Genomic DNA, 18289 nt, shown 5'->3' with positions numbered 1-18289 from the left:
ATTTCATTATTTATTAACGGCTGTTAATGTTTATCAATGATTTTTCAATAAAAAGTACCTTTTTATCAGTTGGATTGTTGTCTTTTTCCACAATAATAAAGAAAGGATCTTTTTGAAAAATTTCCTTCCGCCACCTCTTTGCTGAAGACAAATCATAAGTTTTCTTATCATCTGAATTTTCTGACAATTTCAATTTTAATGTATAAGAATAACTATAAAAAGATTTCTCTTTCCGCTTTCCGATACGATGAGAAGTATAGAACACCTCAGCTACATTACGAAGTGCACAATTCATTTTTTGTAATTGGAGATAAACAGGAGAAAGTTGTTTTTCCACAGCAATTATTTTATAAGAATCATCTATAAATTTCGCCAAAGGAACTTCATCCATGGCATGCATCATAAATATCGAACAGCTGAATAAGAGATAAGAAGCTACTATTTTTTTCATGTTATTATATTTATTTATTGATTATGTTATTTACGTATTAATCGTCTTCGCCATCAACCTGCAAATCATTATCGATGATCATCACGCGTTGTATTTTGACAGCTTTTCCTGTTGCAGTATCAACTTCTATCCAAGCACCGGATATAACAATAGGAACCGATGAATCTGGAACAAATCTTACCGGCAAGGCAGTCAAAAAGTTATGAATAATTGGTTCTTTTTTCATTCCAAGCATTGAATTGAATGAACCAGTCATACCAAGATCGGTAATATGGGCAGTTCCGCCAGGTAAAATACGCTCATCTGCTGTCTGAACATGCGTGTGCGTACCAACAACACCACTGACACGACCATCAAGAAAAAATGAAAGAGCCATTTTTTCTGATGTTGCTTCTGCATGGAAATCAACAAAGATTATGTTTGTTTTTTCCTGCAACTGATTGATAATAGCATCTGCTTTATAAAAGGGACAATCAATAAGTTCCTTCATAAAAACACGGCCTTGTAGATTAATAACACCAACACGGTGTCCTTCAACCATAAAGGTTGTTACACCAACACCTGGAGTTGCCGCAGGAAAATTTGCCGGACGCAATAAATTGCTGTGTTCATCAAGATACGGATAAATTTCTTTATGTTTCCAGATATGATTACCACTGGTGATAACATCAACACCATTATGCTCAAAAAAACGAACATTTTTTGTGGTAATACCACGGCCATGTGCGCAATTTTCACCGTTAACAATCACCGCATTAATATTATGCGCACGCTTTATCTTATCAATATGTTTTTGGAATATTGCTCGACCAGCAGCTCCAACAACATCTCCAATCAATAATACTCGTAATGTATCCATCTTTACCTTGCATATTCAATTGAACGTTTTTCACGAATAACATAAACTTTAATTTGTCCAGGGAACGTCATTTCCTGCTCAATTCTACGGGCAAGGTTGTGAGCAAGTAGATTTGCCTGTTCGTCATTAAGACTATCTTCTTCTACAATAACACGTATTTCGCGACCAGCCTGAACAGCATATACTTTTTTAACACCATCAAATGAAGATGCTATTTCTTCCAATTTTTCTAAGCGTTTAATATACGCAGTTAATGTTTCTCTACGAGCGCCAGGGCGTGATGCTGAAATAGTATCGGCAATTACAACAATAATTGCATAGATCGATGCAAATGGTACTTCTTCATGATGGGCAGCAATAGCGTTGACGACTATTGCATTTTCGCCACAACGTTTTGCAATATCAGCACCGATTGAAGCATGCGGTCCTTCTATTTCAGCAGTAACTGCTTTACCAATATCATGCAACAAACCAGCTCGTAATGCTAATGTGCCATCAAGACCTAATTCTTCAGCAATCATGCGTGCAAACACGCCAACTTCTTTACAATGCACTAACACATTTTGGGAATAACTTGTTCTAAAATGTAATTTACCAATGAGTGTGATAATTTCGGGATGAATGCCTTGTAAATTAAATTCAAGAACCGCATTTTTACCATATTCCTGAATAATTTCTTCAATATCTTTTTCGCATTGAGCAACAGTTTCTTCAATACGCGTTGGATTGATTCTTCCATCGGTAATGAGTTTTTCTAACGTACGCACCGCAACTTCACGACGTATGGGATTAAAACCAGAGACAGTTATATCTGGAGCTTCTCCAATGATAAACTCCATTCCTGTAGCCATTTCCAACGCTTTAATATTTCTTCCTTCTTTTCCAATAATTCTTCCCTTCATTTCTTCATTGGGAAGATGGACTATTCCGGATAAATAAGGAGCTACAAGATCTGCCGTATATCGCTGCATAGCGCTTACAAGAATGTTAGTTGCACGTTCTTTTGAAGTTTGACGAGCTTCTTCTTCAACCTTTTGTACATATTTTTGACTAGCAAGACGCACTTCGGCTTCGATTGTTCCAAATAATGCATTTTTTGCATCATCTTTTGACATGCTGCTTACATATTCTAATTTTGTTATAAGCTCGCTATAGAGGTTTTTTACTTTGGTATCGTTAATACGAACGGCATCTTCTAGCCGAGACAAATTACGTTCTTTTTGTTGTAACTCAATACGTAAATCATCCAACTGTACTTCACGTTTTTCTAGATGTTCAGATTTTGTATTTAACTTTGTTTGGAGACGATCAATTTCAATGCGTTCACGTTTAAGTTCTAATTCAAACTCTTTTCTTTTATGATACATTTCATCTTTAATTTTTATTAAAGCTGCTTGTTTTTCTGCATCAATATCACGCTTTGAATTCTTTAAACGATCTTTAGCATCATTCAGCAACTCGGATGCTGCTGCACTTTTTCTATATGCAAGCAACAGAAAAACTAATGCCGCACCGAAAATGGCGACACTAGCTCCTATAAAAAGAATAGACATATCCATCATGAGCATTCCTAAATGCTAGACAAGCTTTGTGCTTGTAGCGTAATTAACGATAATAAAATTAGTGCTAAAGCAGAATGTAAGCTTACACTAATGGAATGCACACAAGAAGAAGATTACTTTTACAAATTTAATAACGAAAGTTCTTGATCAATATAATTTTCTAAAGCAACTATTTTTTGTTCTTTATTGCTATGTTCACGTTCGCAATGTAGCAACTTATTTGCAATACGCAACGCTGATAATACTGCTATTTTTTTTACATCAGTAATAGCAAAATGATGGCTAATTTCTTTCATTGTAAGATCTACCATTTCTGCTGCCCTTAATACAAGTGCCTCAGTTTCATCGCTAGAAAGAACATAGTGCTCTTCAAAAATTTGTACTTTATAACTCTTTTTTTCATTCATCATGGTTGATTTTCATTCTCAACAATTGAATCTATACTCTTTATTAAGTCATCAAGAACCAGGCGTGTCATAGAACGTTCTTCTGTGAGCTCCTGAACATGGCCAGTTTCTTTTAGTATTGATTTTTCTATTGTGTTCAATTGGAAAGTCAATTGTGCATTACCTTCAGCAAACTTTTCATTCTCTACTTTTAATTCAGCAATTTCGCTTTTTAACGAATCATACTTTGACTGCAAGGCATCATGTTTCTGTTTCATGTCTTTAGCTAATGCAATCAAAGTTTTTATTTTTTCTTCTAGAACTAATACTACTTCCATAAGTCTCCTTTTTTTTAACCCCAAGTTCTTATCCCGGCTTTCAGTTTTTCTTCACCCGGGCACCCAATACAGAGCGGAGCGAGAATTGGGTCAATCAGAACAACTAGGCAGATATTCATTTCTGGAAGTTAGTCTAATGATTCATAAAAAGCATTGTCAAGAAAACTATTGTTTAGTTATCTCAACAATCTTAGAAAACGCAGCCGGCTCAAATATTGATAATTGACTAAGCATTTTTCTATTTAAGTCGATATGTGCAACCTTGAGACCATGAATAAATTTGCTATACGATGTTCCATGAGGTCTCACTGAAGCTGTGATACGAGAAATAAAGAGTGAACGCATATCACGTTTATAAAGTTTTCTGCTTTTAAAGGCAAAAGCCCACGCACGCATCAATGTTTCATGAGCTCTTTTGAAAATATTTTTGCGTTGCCCCCAAAAACCCTTAGTTTGCTTTAATAAGCGTTTATGTCTTTTTTTTGTAGCTATACCGCGTTTAACTCGTGACATTATTAATCCCTAAATTAATTATTAATTATATTTATTAGTATGGTAGTAAAAGTTTAATTCCAGGCAAATCTGCTGCAGAAAAATAGGTCGCTTTACGTAATTGACGATTTGTTTTAGCATTTGCTCTAGTCATCAAGTGGCGTCTAAACGCCTTACCACGTTTAATTCTAACGATTTTTCCACCTGTTTTTGAAAAACGTTTCTTTGCAGAAGAATTTGTTTTCATTTTAATTTTGGTCATCTTTGCCATTGATCATCCCTGATAGTATGTTTATTTTAAATAATAAATACGTGACCACATTTTACCCATTTTTGAGTCTTGTTCTTGCATAAGATTGTCTGTCCAATCATGCCCTTCAAAACTCTTTTCTATTTTGGCAAAAAGCTCTGATCCACGTGCGTCTTTAGTTGCTATTTCTCGACCTCTAAATGAAAGCGTTATTTTTACGCGCTTTCCTGTAGTTAGAAATTGTACGGCTTGCTTAATTTTTGTTTGATAATCATGCTCGCCGATCTTGGGACTCATTTTTATTTCTTTTATCTGAATAACTTTTTGATGCTTTTTAGCTTCAATAGTTTTCTTTTTCTTTTCGTATAACACTTTGCCAAAATCCATGATTTTAACAACGGGTATACCATCTTTACCGCTTTGTGCTATTAACACAAGATCAAGTCCCGCTTCTTCCGCCTGGCGTAAGGCCTGACTTCTGCTTATAGTACCAATATTTTCGCCATCCTGCGTTATAAGTTGAACGCTTTCAGCACGAATTTGCTGATTAATTAACTGACCGGTTTCTTTTTTATCTTTCAACATGGACCTTTTTCTCTATTACTCAAACTCTGCTTGCGTATCATTTTCTTTTATTTGAACATTAAACTCCGGTACAACCAGAGCATTTTTTTCAGCGACAATTGCCTCAGAGACTTTTGCATACACTGCATCAAACGCTTCCGGTGCTTTCAAGTACTGTAACACTTGATCGCGACCTTGAGCTATTTTGTTATCATTAAATGCAAACCATGAACCTGATTGCACAATAATTTTAAAGTGTAGGGCAGCATCAAGAAGATCAAGCTCCTTACTGATACCTTCACTAAATAATAAATCGACTTCAACTTGTTTAAACGGAGGAGCAACTTTGTTTTTTACAACACGTACTCGCACACGATTACCAATGTTGACGTCGTTTTTCTTAAGACTCGCTATTCTACGAACATCAAGCCTAACTGAAGCATAAAATTTTAACGCGTTACCGCCAGTTGTTGTTTCTTTGTTTGCAAAAGGCATAGCACCAATATTTTGTCGAATTTGGTTAATAAAAATAAGTACTGTTTTCGACTTGTGAATTACAGGAGTTAATTTACGCAGCGCCTGAGACATAAGCCTTGCCTGAAGTCCCATGTGAGAATCTCCCATGTCACCTTCAAGTTCAGCTTTTGGAACTAAAGCAGCAACTGAATCAATTACTATAACATCCACAGCTCCTGACCGAACGAGCATTTCTGTAATATCAAGTGCTTGTTCGCCGTAATCCGGCTGAGAAATAATCAATTCATCTGCATCGATACCCAAATTCTTGGCATAGGTAACATCAAGAGCGTGTTCTGCATCTATAAATGCACAAATACCACCACGTTTTTGAGCTTGAGCTATAACATGCATAGCTAATGTTGTTTTGCCAGAAGCTTCTGGCCCAAATATTTCAATGATCCTGCCAACTGGCAATCCGCCTATTCCAATTGCTCTATCAATCAATATAGATCCTGTTGAAATAGCTTCTATATTATTGTTTTGAGACTCTCCAAGCTTCATAACGGCACCACTGCCATATTGCTTATCTATTTGGGAAAAAGTTACCTCGAGCATCTTCTTTTTCATCGATTGCTCGGCCTGGCGCTTGTCTCTTATGCTCTCTTCTTGAGATGCAGATGTTGTTGATGTTGTTTTTCTTTTCATTCTGAATATTCTTCTTCAGTTATTTGTGTTAACTCGTTAGTTTCTATTGTAGCATTTCTATGCAAAGAAGCAACAACGCTCTCTATTTGCATCTTCATACGATTTGATTCTAAATGGGGCAATATCTCGGTTTGTGCAGAAATAAGGTCATTTTGGTCATATTCCTCGATAGCATCTACTTTTATCAAGAAGCTGACCCTTTCACCACTGTGAACAAAGATAGCTCCAGACTTATCAAATCCAAGCATTGCCTTTGCCGGAAGACCTTTTTTATCAAGTTCTTGAATCTTTTTACTATCGTTCGGTTGTATCATATCTGTGTGATGTAAAGATGCACCAAATTCCTTAGCAAGCTGATCAAAAGAAGACTGAGTTGCGGCTTTTTTTGCTTCTTCTACGGCACTTATCATTGCATCATACGCTCGTTCTTCATAAAGATCGCCTTTAACAACATCTTTAATTGAATCAAACTCTGGTAAGTTGCGTTCTGCAATATTTGTTAATAAAACAACAAATCCAGTTTCGCCCTCTACAAAAAAGCCATATTCATCTTTTTTCAACCCAAAAAACTCCTTGGAAAGGCGTGTATCATTTTTGATAACACCAAGCGCCATCTCTTTTTTGCCTGTTTTTTGAGCAATGAATGCTTCTATTCCCTGTGCATCGCCTTGTGTCACAATGGCTTTTATATCTTTAACAAAGCTCTTCTTAAACTGTTTTTCTGCCAGGATAGTTTTCATTTCACTTCTCACTGCAGAAAGCGGTTTGTATGTGCGTGGAATTCGTCTGACTAACTGAACGATGACTTTTCCATCTTTAGTTTCTATTACCGATGAAATTTCACCTTCTTTTTGTAAAAGGAATGCTTCTTTTTCAAAATCACCTTTTTTCTCTCCACGAGCAAATGGTTTTAATAATTCCCATTTTTTTGCCCATGACGAATTTGGATCATTTATTATTTCTTCTTTTACCCTTTCGAGAGTTACATCAGGGTACTGAGACAATTGTTTTTCAGTAATTTGTCGCACTTCTACTTTAATAGGATCAAGCACATATTTGCTTGCCTTATTATCTTCATAATATTCACTTATTTGTTCTTCAGAAATAGAAGCATTGTAATTGCGTGCACCAAACTTCCAAACAATACCGTCTCGTTTTTCTGGCACCCAATAGCGACGACGTTGAATATTTTCTTTATCATAAAATACGCGTGCATCTTCATCACTGATCGCATTTCTTTTTTCTGCTGACAAAAATGAATCAAATGAAAAAGTAAGATACGAAAATTGTTTGCCAAGATTATTTACTATAAATTCCTGCTTAATGTCAAAAGAAGGAATATATGCTGATAGTGCAACAAACTGCATAGCTTGTAACTGAGCAAGGCTTTGTTCGATTTTATTTTCAAATTCTTTAATAGAAATGCCTTTGTGTTGTAAAAACATTTTGAGTTTGTCAGGATTGAGCGCTCCTGTTTGTTCAAAAATAAATGGTGGCAATACTCGTTGTAAATGGCGACGTGCAAATTGTGCATCATTAATGCTTTCTGCGATGTAATCTGCGTGAACAGATATTCCCAATTCTTTCACCAATTGGCCCATCAATGTTGTTTTAACAAGAACGTCAAATGCTAATGATTTTGGATCGCTTGGCCAACCCATTGCTTGGAATAAAAGATCTGCGTATTGCCCATACTGAGCACGAACTTGTGCAAGAAATTCACTTTGCTCAGCAATTTCGCGTGCAAACTCTTGATACGATACTTTTTCACCATTGACTTGTAATGCCCATGATGCACCAGCTCTCTCTTGCCTCATCAGTGAAGGTATAGAGATCATACCTGCACCTAAAACTACAACAATAAAAAATGCAACATAACGAAACGTCGAATGTTTAATCTGGTTGCGAATAGTGATAATCATACCATATACCTTTCTTTGGACTCTTTTTTATTTAAAAAACTAACACGTGCGTATGCTTGCATCTTTAATATTTTCTTCTCTTGTGATCCTATCAACCAATTCTGATAAATCATTTTTATTGGCATATGCAGGAGTTACTACCTGATACCAATAAGAAGTACGACCTTTTACCGTTTTACTTACTCGTTTTTTTATTTCTGTATCAATGCCTTTTGATGCAAGTTTTTTTACAAAAAGTTGTGCCGCTTTTTCCGTTCCAAATCCTATCAATTGCGCATAATAGTGTGCTGATGATAATTCCTGAGAAGATGATATTTCTTGAAACTCAGTATTATCCGATTCAACAACTGCTATTTCTTGATTGATAGATTGGGGTACTTCAACAATATCTGCATCTGTTACCAACAAAGTGTTTGTCATTGGCTGTTCATTTTCTTGCGCAGTTGCAAGTACTGATGTGTAAATTTGATCTGCAAAAGCTTCTTGTTGCACTTTTTCAGAAAATTGTTCGACTACATTTTTTTTACCCAAAAAATATCCGGTCATAAAAATGCAAAACGATATAAACAACAATCCAGCCACTATAAAACTCAGTTGTCTGTTTGGTACAAATAGGCCCTGATTATTTGAGCAATGACATGCTTGTTCATTTGTTTTCTTAAAAGAATCTTCCCATTTATTCATATTTTTTACCTAACGCAACAACAATCGTTTTAACAGTTCATTAAGATATAAATGAATTTTTACATTCGTCAAGTTTACTACCTCAAGGCATCCTATGCTTGTACTAGTATACTGCTTTTCTTTTTTAATTTCACGCTCTAACTTACGCCAAAAGGTAAATTGTCGTTTTGCGTACTGTCTTGTTCTGGCACGTATAGTATCTACCATATTGGAAAACGTGGTTGCAGTTTTTTCACCTGATACATAATCAAATATTTCGCTGTATCCAATAAGGTTTTTATTTTGAATAAAATCTTTCCATGGTGTATTGATAAGATTTTCTGCCTCTTGTATCCAGCCACAATCAAACATTTCTAGCACACGTTGATTGATACGATTTTTTAATTCCTGACGATCGCGTTCTACAAAAAGCAACATATAATCTGCTTCTGGTTTGTACACGGGAGCATACGATGAGGGTAATTTTCCGGTAGCATGCCAAATGCTTAATGCACGCTTGATACGGTATTCATCTGCTTTATCAATATGTAATGCTCGTTGTGGATCAATAACATAAAGTTCTTGCCACAGATTTGTGCCTTTGGGATATACATGCGAAATGTCTTTGTCTTCTAGTGCAACTTGGGGAGGAAACAGCAGAGCATGCAAGTAAAACCCAGAGCCTCCAACAAGAATAGGAAGGTTTCCACGTTGTATAACTTCTTGTACTGTTTTGTATAATAAGACGCGATACTCACTCACGGTATAATTGGCAGGAGTATCAATAATATCAAAAAGATGGTGTGGTACTGGACTGTGTTTCCAATCCGGTTTTGCTGTACCAATAGAAAGAGGGGTATAAAATTGACCTACATCCATGTTAATAATCTCAGATGGCATGCGTTCAGCTATAGCAAGAGCCATATCAGTTTTGCCAACCCCAGTAGGTCCGTAGATGATGAGCATAAATGGGCGATCTATTTTGTTCTTCATACTATATAAGCATACACGAAAGTTACCAACTTATTAACCCCAGCTTCTAACCCAATCTTCACTTCGTTTCAATTGGGTACCCGGCAGAAGTGAAGATTTTGGTTAAAGGCTGGGGTTATAAATGTACGCTACAAAGTTTTAACAAAGCACGATTCATTATTGTGTTTTACTTTGTATCCAACTAAATCTTTTAGTTGTTTAGCCGCATCAGCAACTCCTACTTTAGTAACAATTGAGATCTCTTCGATGAGAAGGCTTTCTGTTTGCTGCAACAAACTTTTTTCACCAAACGAAAGCTCTTTATTAACTTCAATATGTCTTAGGTCTCTATAGATTGCGCATAATTCTAATAAATTGCCACTGCGAAGTTTTCCTTGATATTCTTTATTACGCTTGTTCCAATTACTGACTGCAGCATCAAGCTGCTTGGCAATTACTGGTTGCGCCAATATTTTAAAAATATCATTAATATATTCAGCAGAACTGAGGGGTCTAATTCCCACAGCGCTAGCATTATCTGTTGGGACAAGAATTGTCATATCTTTATTAAGAAATCGTAGTTCAAAGAATTGTAATAAACGGCCTGCGATTTTTTTTTCGATAACACAGCTGATAATAGCCACCCCGTGACCGGGGTACACAACTTTCTCATTGCGAGCAAACATAGCTACCCTTTCATAAAAAGGTAAAGCTTCTCGCAAGAAGAGTTTTATACACAGTTAAAATCTTAACACACATTTACAAAAATTTTAAGTACCAATATTCAGGAGTAACTTATTTTTCGGAACACACAAAAAATCACAAACAAAAACACTGCGTGGAGAAAAGATTTTATCTTTTACCATGCAGCGTATATAATAATTATTTTTTATATACTAGGTCAAAATTACTTGTGTTTTTTCTTTAGCGCTCGTTAATTATCAATTAGAAGAGAAATGCAATTGAAAGTTTTTTACTTTTGACATGCAAAAACTTCCAATTCGAATCCTAATTATATTTGCTAGTGTTTTGTTTCTTCTAAAGTTCTGCATCCGTGTTTTTTGCATAAGACAAGAAAACTCGTTTCCCATTCTGATGAATAGCTTCCGAAATCTAGTCGACAACCGCGGTGCTTAAGGCCATTATTAGCAAATTCTCCAAGATAATTGATATGAAGTTCAAGATCATTCATGATTGGTCCCTTGGGATAGTCGGGAAATACGTATAAAGAGCATTTAAAGAAACAGAAATTCTTACAATCAAAAGGATCTTCTTGCAGCAAAAACTCGAACGCCTTCTTACTATTTTGTTCCATTGCTCTTTTTAACCATGTAGAATAAGCAACATATTACCCTCACAAAGACCACGAGCATTTTTAATTTTTTTATGCACCAAGTGTCTGTTCATTAATCGACACGTTGCATCCAATTTGTCAATGACGTTTTTGCCGCTTTCACCAATTTTCAACAATATTTCCAACGGAAGCGGAACATTCTCAAGGGCACAATCCTCAGATGGTCTAGGTTCTATAAGTTTTATATTATTTCGTTGATTTTCCAGATCTTGTTGCATCCGACTAAAAGCTTTCCTTCTAGCAACTTTCATTTCTGGAGAATTCTTGAGTTTTGCTTTGCGAGACGGTTTATAATAAGGCATCATTCCAAAAGATGTGTTGCAAGCTGAAATCATCAGCACAATAACGCTCATTTTCATCATAAGTCTATTCATAATAACCCCCTGAATTCAGCAATAGGGCTCTTTGGTTCATATTGAGCAAAAAGGCCTTTATTAAATCTTACATGTTATTATACAGAAATTGCTTAATAGCACAAATGGTAATAAATTATAAGAAAAAGAGATGGAATCAATGGTAGAAAAAACAGAGTAGCGCTTTGCAGACAAAAAACTTGCTCAATTGCCACAAGGGCCGCTGTTTCCCTTTTAAGGAATCTTAGATATAAAAAAACAAAAGTGTTTTTCAAAAACGAATAAACAACATTAACTCATGCAAAATTTGATGATGATTATGCTAAGAAATTAACTGAATTTTATCTTAAATCGCAAACGCGTTAATTGGTACGATCCCCTTTTGCATGTGCGGGCGTGGCGTCCAATTGGTAATTGTTCTTATGTGTTTATACGCGTACATGTGTTGCATAGACTTTTTCCTTTTTCTTTTACTCATAATCTTGCGTATACCAATCCCCCTTTTAAGCAACAAACTTCGCAGTAAAACTTTTTTAATCTTTCTTCTTATATGTCTTAGTGCTTTTACTTATATAGAGACAGTCCTTAGTTCTTACTTATATAGTTCTTATATATTCCTATGTCCCTATAATTCCTATAATTCCTTATTCCTTCTTTCCTTCTCTTTTACTATCTTCCCTTATCCGTTTGCTTCTTATCCTGAATTCCCCCTTCCTATCTTATAACGGAGTCTTGAGGCCCCCGCCTGCGTTGTTTTCCACAAAGAAAAGGCGGGGGGCCGAGGACGGAGTGCCGGGTGCCCGCGGGTGTTCGCAGAGCGGAAAATAACAAAGATAAGGAAAAAAGGCGTATAAAGTTGTTTGCTTTGCCCGGCACTCCGTCAATTATCCGACATGTATAATAAAAACATCCGAACTGCGCTTCAATTGCTGCTAACATCAGGATCAAAGAGCACCCTTCTGCCGGCCCAAGATGATAAAATCTTAGCGTATACCACTAATATTTTTTGAGTTAGCAGTTGACAGGGTAAGTTTTTTTGTTATCCTATAAAAAGAGCTTGAAAAAAGCACAATTACATGGCACTATGAGCACTCGACCGAAGATCCTACGCAAAAAAGCCATGAAAATTAGGCCAATATCGTATAAACATACAACCAAAAGGATGAAAGATGGCAAAAATAATTGGTATCGATTTAGGTACAACTAACTCGGTAGTAGCATTCATGGAAGGCGGACAAGCCAAAGTAATACCTAACAAAGAAGGTTCAAACACAACTCCTTCTATCGTAGCGTATACAAAAGATGGTAGCCGTTTAGTTGGTGTCTTGGCAAAACGTCAAGCAGTAACAAACCCAGAAAACACACTCGCTTCAGTAAAACGTTTCATTGGCGCAAAATACGAAACAGCTGCAAAACAAGCTAAAAACGTTTCATACAAAATATCTCGCAGCGACAATGGCGAAGTAACTATTGAAGCACAAGGCAAGAAATTTACACCACAAGAAATCTCTGCAGCAGTATTAACTTACCTCAAACAAACAGCAGAAGATTACCTTGGACAAAAAGTAACAGACGCAGTTATCACTGTTCCCGCATACTTTAACGATGCGCAACGTCAAGCAACAAAAGATGCTGGTCGCATTGCAGGTCTTGATGTTAAACGTATTATCAACGAACCAACAGCTGCAGCATTAGCATATGGTGCCGATAAAAAAGGCAACTCAACTATTGCAGTGTTTGACTTTGGTGGTGGTACATTTGACGTTTCAATCTTAGAAATTTGCAACGGCGTTATTGAAGTTAAATCAACAAATGGTGACACCATGCTTGGTGGTGATGACGTTGATCATAAACTTATCGACTTCTTAGTAGAAGAATTCAAACGCGAACAAGGCATTGATTTAAGCGCAGATAAAATGGCATTACAACGTCTTAAAGAAGCTGCTGAAAAAGCGAAAATTGAACTTTCATCAATGTTAGAAACAGAAATCAACTTGCCGTATATTACTGCAGATGCTTCTGGACCTAAACATTTTAACACTAAAATATCACGCGCTAAACTTGAATCACTCTGCGCAGATATCTTTGCTCGTTTAATCAAACCATGCACACAAGCATTGTCTGATGCTAAATTAACAACTAAAGATATTAACGAAGTTATTCTTGTTGGTGGTTCAACACGTATCCCTAAAGTACAACAAATTGTTAAAGAAACATTTAACAGAGAACCAAACAAATCAGTAAACCCTGATGAAGTTGTTGCTCTTGGTGCAGCTTTACAAGGTGGTATTTTAGCTGGTGACGTGACTGACGTATTACTTCTCGACGTAACACCACTTTCTCTTGGTATTGAAACTCTTGGTGGCATTGCAACCAAACTTATCATGAGAAATACTACAATCCCTACTCGCAAATCTCAGGTTTTCTCAACAGCAGATGATGGACAAACTGCAGTAGATATACGCGTAGTACAAGGTGAACGTGAATTTGCAAAAGATAATAAAATGCTTGGCCAATTCATGCTTGATGGCATTCCAGCAGCTCCACGTGGAACACCTCAAATCGAAGTAACTTTTGATATTGATGCTAACGGTATCGTAAGTGTTTCTGCTAAAGATAAAGCAACTAACAAAGAACAACGTATTTCAATCACTAACAGCAGTGGTTTATCTAAAGAAGAAATCGAACGCATGGTACAAGAAGCACAAGCTCACGAAGATGAAGATAAAAAAGCTCGTGAAGCTGTTGAAAAACGTAACCAACTTGATAGCACAATTCTAGCAGTTGAAAAAACACTTAATGAAAACAAAGCTAAGTTGTCTCAAGAAGAAGTTACTGCAACAGAACTCGCTATTGAAAAAGCAAAAGCAGCTTTAGTTGAGCATGCTGATCATGCAGCTGGTCTACAAAGAGCTCATGATGAGTTAACGCAAGCTTCTTACAAGATTGCTGAAACTCTTTATAAGCAACAACCATCTGCTGACGCTTCAGCTGAACAACAAGAAGCTCCTCAACAAGATGAGCCAATTGACGCTGAAATTCAACAGTAAATAATAGATATAGAGCTTTGTCTCTATAAGCTTTTCAGCAGATAGAAACAACGAAACCCCCTCGAACTTAACCTCGAGGGGGTTTGATATGATAAAAAATATCAAACTGAAAACACAGTCTAATTGGCGCCCTTGACACCAATACAAATATATATTAATATGGTTATAATAAGACCCCTAAAATACCTAGTTGAAAAAGGGATTAATGATGACTTTTCAAATACTAACAGCTCTTGCTCTTGTTACGTGTGGATCGATAGAAATATCCCATAAAAATGAATTCAATACACTAAGACCAACACAATTTCCACCCTGTGTCAGAACAATAGAAATATCTGAAACTGATGAAGAAGTATACAACGAAAAATGTATAAATGAATCGCAAAAAATGCAGTCAATATCGGAAGATGATGCCTGTTCTTGCTTTCAATATGTACTTCAAAAAACTATCGGCCTTGAAGATGAAGTTAACTTTCCTGGTAGATTACTCAGTATAGTTTTTGAAGATTATTTTGAACAAACAGATAAGCCATGTGCAAATGACATCGTTGTTTATACTTATGATGAAAACGAAACTATTATGATGTATCACTTTGGGATTGTGATTGATAATAATACAATAGAATCTTTATGGGGATCTGAAATAAGGCGTCATCAGCTTTTCAATGTCCCAACATACTTTGGCAATGCCGCATGGTTCTATACACTCAAAAAAGAATATAAAGGACCTGAAGGTAAAAAGAAAGCAATCGCAAGCATAAAAAAATGCTTGAATCTGCAGAAAAAAATATTAAAAGTAACTTCTTTTTTTGCTAGGTAAACCTTAAAAGGAATAGTAAAATATGAAAATAGTAAACATCAAATCATTACCTAAATTATTGCATCTAGAATGACTTATCCCCCGGTCCAATTCCCGGGGGATTTTTTCATTGTTTAAAAAATTCCAGCAAATCGGCATTCACTTGATCTTTCAGTGTTGAACACAAGCCATGCGGCGCACCGGGATACACTTTTAAAACAGCATCCTTGATCATCTGGGATGATAATTTACCCGAAATATTAAATGGCACGATCTGATCATCATCACCTTGCAATATCAATGTCGGCACATCAAACTTTTTAAGATCTTCTCTAAAATCAGTCGCAGAAAAAGATTTAATGCAATCATACATTGCATTGAAGCCTCCCACCATCCCTTGCAGCCAAAACACATCTTTTAATCCTTGTGAAACCTTTGCTCCTGGCCTATTTGCACCAAAAAATGGCTCTGCTAAGTCCTTAAAATATTGTGAACGGTCTTTGAGAACACCTGCACGAATATCATCAAAAATTTTTATGTCCATGCCTTTTGGATTTGTGTCAGTTTTAAGCATCATCGGAGGAACCGCACTAATTAACACAGCTTTTGCAACTCGTCCTGTACCATGTCGACCAATGTAGCGAGCAACTTCACCACCACCAGTTGAATGACCTACATGAATTACATCTTTTAAATCCAACGCTTCAATGAGTTTGGCAAGATCATCAGCATATGTATCCATATCATTGCCGTCCCATGTCTGAGTAGAACGACCATGACCTCGACGATCATGAGCAATACAACGATATCCATGCTGTGCGAGGAATAACATTTGGTCTTCCCACGCATCTGCAGTTAATGGCCAGCCATGGCTAAAAACAACTGGTTGTCCAACTCCCCAATCTTTGTAATAAAGCTTAATCTCAACAGAATTTTCATTACCTACCGAAATGTAACTCATAATCGTTTCCTTTACTAAACAAACCTATGATTCAACACAAGCATAAACATGTATTCCAAAACATTGCAAAACCTCACAATCTCTTCTTATTATCAACACACAAATCACTACACAAAAAAAAGGAGAATCATGCACATATCAAATATGTTTCTACAACTAACATTTACTCTGTTTCTTTTTACTTCACACTGCCATGCAATGGATGAACCGCAAGAAGTAAGAAGTGATCCTCAAAGTGATTTTCAAAAAGCAAAAAAGACTATTGGAACTCTCATTGGCCTTATATCTCCCGAACTGAGCACATACCTTAATGGAGAACCTGAAGCAATTACCAATAATCCCTATAAAAACCAAGTTGCATATGTACGGCAAACACCTGGAATAAGCGATGGCGAAAAAGAGTGTCTTATCGCACGTCTGCCTATCGTTAAAGCAGGTCTGCAAAAACTTCTGAATCGTCAACTAGAAGATCACCAAATACCAAAGATTGCTTTTGTCATGAGTGGTGGTGGATATCGTGCACTATTGTGCTCACTGGGTTGTTTACTTGGATCAGAAAAAATAGGACTGCTTGATACAAGTACTTATATCACAGCTCTTTCTGGTTCTACGTGGGCAGTTGCACCATGGATTTCTATAGGTTTACCATTAAAAACATTTAACCAATATATCTTAGATTGTGTAGCAAAAGCATTCACCGATGTCACAGATGAGGAAGAATTATTACTATTCCAAGCTGCCATCGTCAAAGCATTATATAAGCAAGCTAAAACTCCGGTAGATTTGTATGGCGCTTTACTCGGCAACAGATTGCTTGCTGCATTGGGTGATAAAAGACATATGACTTATATATCAGAACAAGCAGAAAAAATTAAAGACGGAAAATATCCGTATCCAATTTATACGGCAGTTGATGGCAATGAAGACATTATAGAAAATCCAATGTGGTATGAATTTACTCCTCATGAAATTGGTGCATGTAACAGCACAACACATATACCAACATGGGCATATGGCAGAAAATTTAAAGAAGGAAAATCTGTAAATAACGCTCCTGAAAAAAGTCTCAGCTATCAGATGGGAACATACGGATCAGCGTTTGCAGCAAATGTAAAAACAATAAAAGAAGAACTCGCAAAAGTACTCGGACATGAAGACCTTATCGAAAGTATTGCAACATCCATTGAAGGCGAACGCCCGTTAGATTTTTATGCGAAGGTACCAAACTTCACTTATAAAATGAACACAGGAAAACCAGAACCCAAAGAACAATTGTTCGTTGATGCTGGTCTTGATTTCAATAATCCAGTGACTCCTGTTGTCTATCCAGAACGTAAAGCAGATATTCTTATTATATGCGATGCATCCGCTGATAGAATTGGGGATGAACTTAAAAAAACATGTGATTATATGAAGCGCAATAATCTTGCATTTCCAGAAATTAATTTTGATGTCATAGGCAAAAAAGCCATGCATGTGTTTAAAGATAAAAACAATCCATATGTTCCTACAGTGCTGTATTTCCCACGCATTAGTGACCCTGCATTATTACAGAACTATCAACATAATCACCCTCAATCTACAAAATATAATATATTGCAAGACTTTGATCTTGACCATGAAACCAATAACGGATTTGCAAAAACTATACACTTTCAGTATGAGCCACAAGATGCAGAACGCGTGATACGTCAGATGGAATTCAATGTACGAGCTAATCAAGAAAAAATTATTAAAACATTTAAGTGGGTAATTGATAACAAATAATAAGACAAAACCAGTAAAAAAATCCCGCTACAATGCGAGGATTTTTTTACTGGTTTTTAATGTACGCATTTACATAAAGAAATGCATAATTATTTATTGCAAGTACAAGGACATGAGCCACATCCAGGACAGCACATAAACATCGCTTTTACAAATGAAACTAAGCTGATTATACCAGAAAGACCGATGATCCATATAAGAGCCATGCTCATTCCTGGCATCATATTCACGAGCCACACATAACCATCGTAACCCCAATTAGCTGTTAGTACATTGATTGAAACCAAAGCTGTAATCGGCCATGTCACCATGCAGACCATTTTCATTACTGGATGATTCATCATAAGAAAGGACTCCTTTTTTATAAAAAAATATATATATA

Annotated in this window: 20 protein-coding genes; 3 read left to right on the top strand and 17 right to left on the bottom strand. The window is 36.3% G+C overall.

Features of this window, described 5'->3' with window-relative positions:
- Positions 1-13: 13 nt before the first annotated feature.
- The 15 genes from VJJ26_01140 to VJJ26_01070 all read right to left on the bottom strand — a co-directional run bounded on the left by VJJ26_01140 (position 14) and on the right by VJJ26_01070 (position 11351).
- Complete coding sequence (locus VJJ26_01140) at positions 14-451, bottom strand: hypothetical protein (protein HLC06768.1); 438 nt, start codon at positions 449-451, stop codon at positions 14-16.
- 37 nt (positions 452-488) lie between these two features.
- Positions 489-1310 carry a TIGR00282 family metallophosphoesterase gene (locus VJJ26_01135; protein ID HLC06767.1) on the bottom strand — a complete coding sequence of 274 codons (822 nt, stop codon included), beginning with the start codon at positions 1308-1310 and terminating at the stop codon, positions 489-491.
- 2 nt (positions 1311-1312) lie between these two features.
- Positions 1313-2872, bottom strand: a complete 1560-nt coding sequence (rny, locus tag VJJ26_01130) for a ribonuclease Y (GenBank protein ID HLC06766.1) — start codon at positions 2870-2872, stop codon at positions 1313-1315.
- 119 nt (positions 2873-2991) lie between these two features.
- Positions 2992-3282, bottom strand: a complete 291-nt coding sequence (locus tag VJJ26_01125; protein HLC06765.1) for a cell division protein ZapA — start codon at positions 3280-3282, stop codon at positions 2992-2994.
- On the bottom strand, positions 3279-3596 hold the full coding sequence (locus VJJ26_01120) for a hypothetical protein (protein ID HLC06764.1): 318 nt from the start codon (positions 3594-3596) through the stop codon (positions 3279-3281). Before VJJ26_01120 ends, VJJ26_01125 begins: the two co-directional genes overlap by 4 nt.
- A 165-nt stretch (positions 3597-3761) precedes the next feature.
- Positions 3762-4109: a 50S ribosomal protein L20 gene (gene rplT / locus VJJ26_01115; protein HLC06763.1), complete on the bottom strand. Its 348-nt coding sequence runs from the start codon at positions 4107-4109 to the stop codon at positions 3762-3764.
- A gap of 34 nt (positions 4110-4143) precedes the next feature.
- On the bottom strand, positions 4144-4359 hold the full coding sequence (gene rpmI / locus VJJ26_01110) for a 50S ribosomal protein L35 (GenBank protein HLC06762.1): 216 nt from the start codon (positions 4357-4359) through the stop codon (positions 4144-4146).
- Positions 4360-4380: 21 nt separating this feature from the next.
- Positions 4381-4923, bottom strand: a complete 543-nt coding sequence (gene infC, locus VJJ26_01105) for a translation initiation factor IF-3 (GenBank protein HLC06761.1) — start codon at positions 4921-4923, stop codon at positions 4381-4383.
- A 15-nt stretch (positions 4924-4938) separates the two neighbouring features.
- A complete protein-coding gene (gene recA, locus VJJ26_01100; GenBank protein ID HLC06760.1) occupies positions 4939-6066 on the bottom strand; it encodes a recombinase RecA in 1128 nt (375 codons plus the stop codon).
- A complete protein-coding gene (locus VJJ26_01095) occupies positions 6063-7988 on the bottom strand; it encodes a SurA N-terminal domain-containing protein (protein HLC06759.1) in 1926 nt (641 codons plus the stop codon). The genes recA and VJJ26_01095 overlap by 4 nt, the downstream gene beginning before the upstream one ends.
- 39 nt (positions 7989-8027) lie before the next feature.
- Complete coding sequence (locus VJJ26_01090; protein HLC06758.1) at positions 8028-8672, bottom strand: SPOR domain-containing protein; 645 nt, start codon at positions 8670-8672, stop codon at positions 8028-8030.
- Between the two features lie 9 nt (positions 8673-8681).
- Complete coding sequence (gene miaA, locus VJJ26_01085; GenBank protein HLC06757.1) at positions 8682-9644, bottom strand: tRNA (adenosine(37)-N6)-dimethylallyltransferase MiaA; 963 nt, start codon at positions 9642-9644, stop codon at positions 8682-8684.
- Between the two features lie 128 nt (positions 9645-9772).
- Positions 9773-10309, bottom strand: a complete 537-nt coding sequence (locus VJJ26_01080; GenBank protein HLC06756.1) for a CarD family transcriptional regulator — start codon at positions 10307-10309, stop codon at positions 9773-9775.
- Positions 10310-10644: 335 nt separating this feature from the next.
- Positions 10645-10815, bottom strand: a complete 171-nt coding sequence (locus VJJ26_01075) for a hypothetical protein (protein HLC06755.1) — start codon at positions 10813-10815, stop codon at positions 10645-10647.
- A 131-nt stretch (positions 10816-10946) separates the two neighbouring features.
- Complete coding sequence (locus VJJ26_01070) at positions 10947-11351, bottom strand: hypothetical protein (GenBank protein HLC06754.1); 405 nt, start codon at positions 11349-11351, stop codon at positions 10947-10949.
- A 1148-nt stretch (positions 11352-12499) separates the two neighbouring features.
- Here VJJ26_01070 and dnaK point away from each other — a divergent pair.
- Together dnaK and VJJ26_01060 are read left to right on the top strand one after the other, a co-directional pair.
- Positions 12500-14380 carry a molecular chaperone DnaK gene (gene dnaK / locus VJJ26_01065; GenBank protein ID HLC06753.1) on the top strand — a complete coding sequence of 627 codons (1881 nt, stop codon included), beginning with the start codon at positions 12500-12502 and terminating at the stop codon, positions 14378-14380.
- A gap of 205 nt (positions 14381-14585) precedes the next feature.
- A complete protein-coding gene (locus VJJ26_01060) occupies positions 14586-15200 on the top strand; it encodes a hypothetical protein (GenBank protein HLC06752.1) in 615 nt (204 codons plus the stop codon).
- Between the two features lie 106 nt (positions 15201-15306).
- Here VJJ26_01060 and VJJ26_01055 read toward each other — a convergent pair whose 3' ends face one another.
- The gene (locus VJJ26_01055) at positions 15307-16140 is read right to left on the bottom strand and encodes an alpha/beta hydrolase (protein HLC06751.1); all 834 of its coding nucleotides are present in this window, start codon (positions 16138-16140) and stop codon (positions 15307-15309) included.
- A gap of 129 nt (positions 16141-16269) precedes the next feature.
- Here VJJ26_01055 and VJJ26_01050 point away from each other — a divergent pair, with 129 nt between their 5' ends.
- Positions 16270-17907 carry a hypothetical protein gene (locus tag VJJ26_01050; GenBank protein ID HLC06750.1) on the top strand — a complete coding sequence of 546 codons (1638 nt, stop codon included), beginning with the start codon at positions 16270-16272 and terminating at the stop codon, positions 17905-17907.
- Between the two features lie 89 nt (positions 17908-17996).
- On the opposite strand, the gene VJJ26_01045 is transcribed toward VJJ26_01050, so the two are convergent.
- Positions 17997-18251 (bottom strand): hypothetical protein, encoded by a 255-nt coding sequence (locus VJJ26_01045; protein HLC06749.1) that lies wholly within the window; start codon positions 18249-18251, stop codon positions 17997-17999.
- Positions 18252-18289: the final 38 nt, after the last annotated feature.

Source organism: Candidatus Babeliales bacterium (genome assembly GCA_035288105.1).
Taxonomy (GTDB): domain Bacteria; phylum Babelota; class Babeliae; order Babelales; family Vermiphilaceae; genus SOIL31.
The sequence above is the reverse complement of the archived record's forward strand: the minus strand, read 5'-3'. Positions and strand labels throughout refer to the sequence as shown.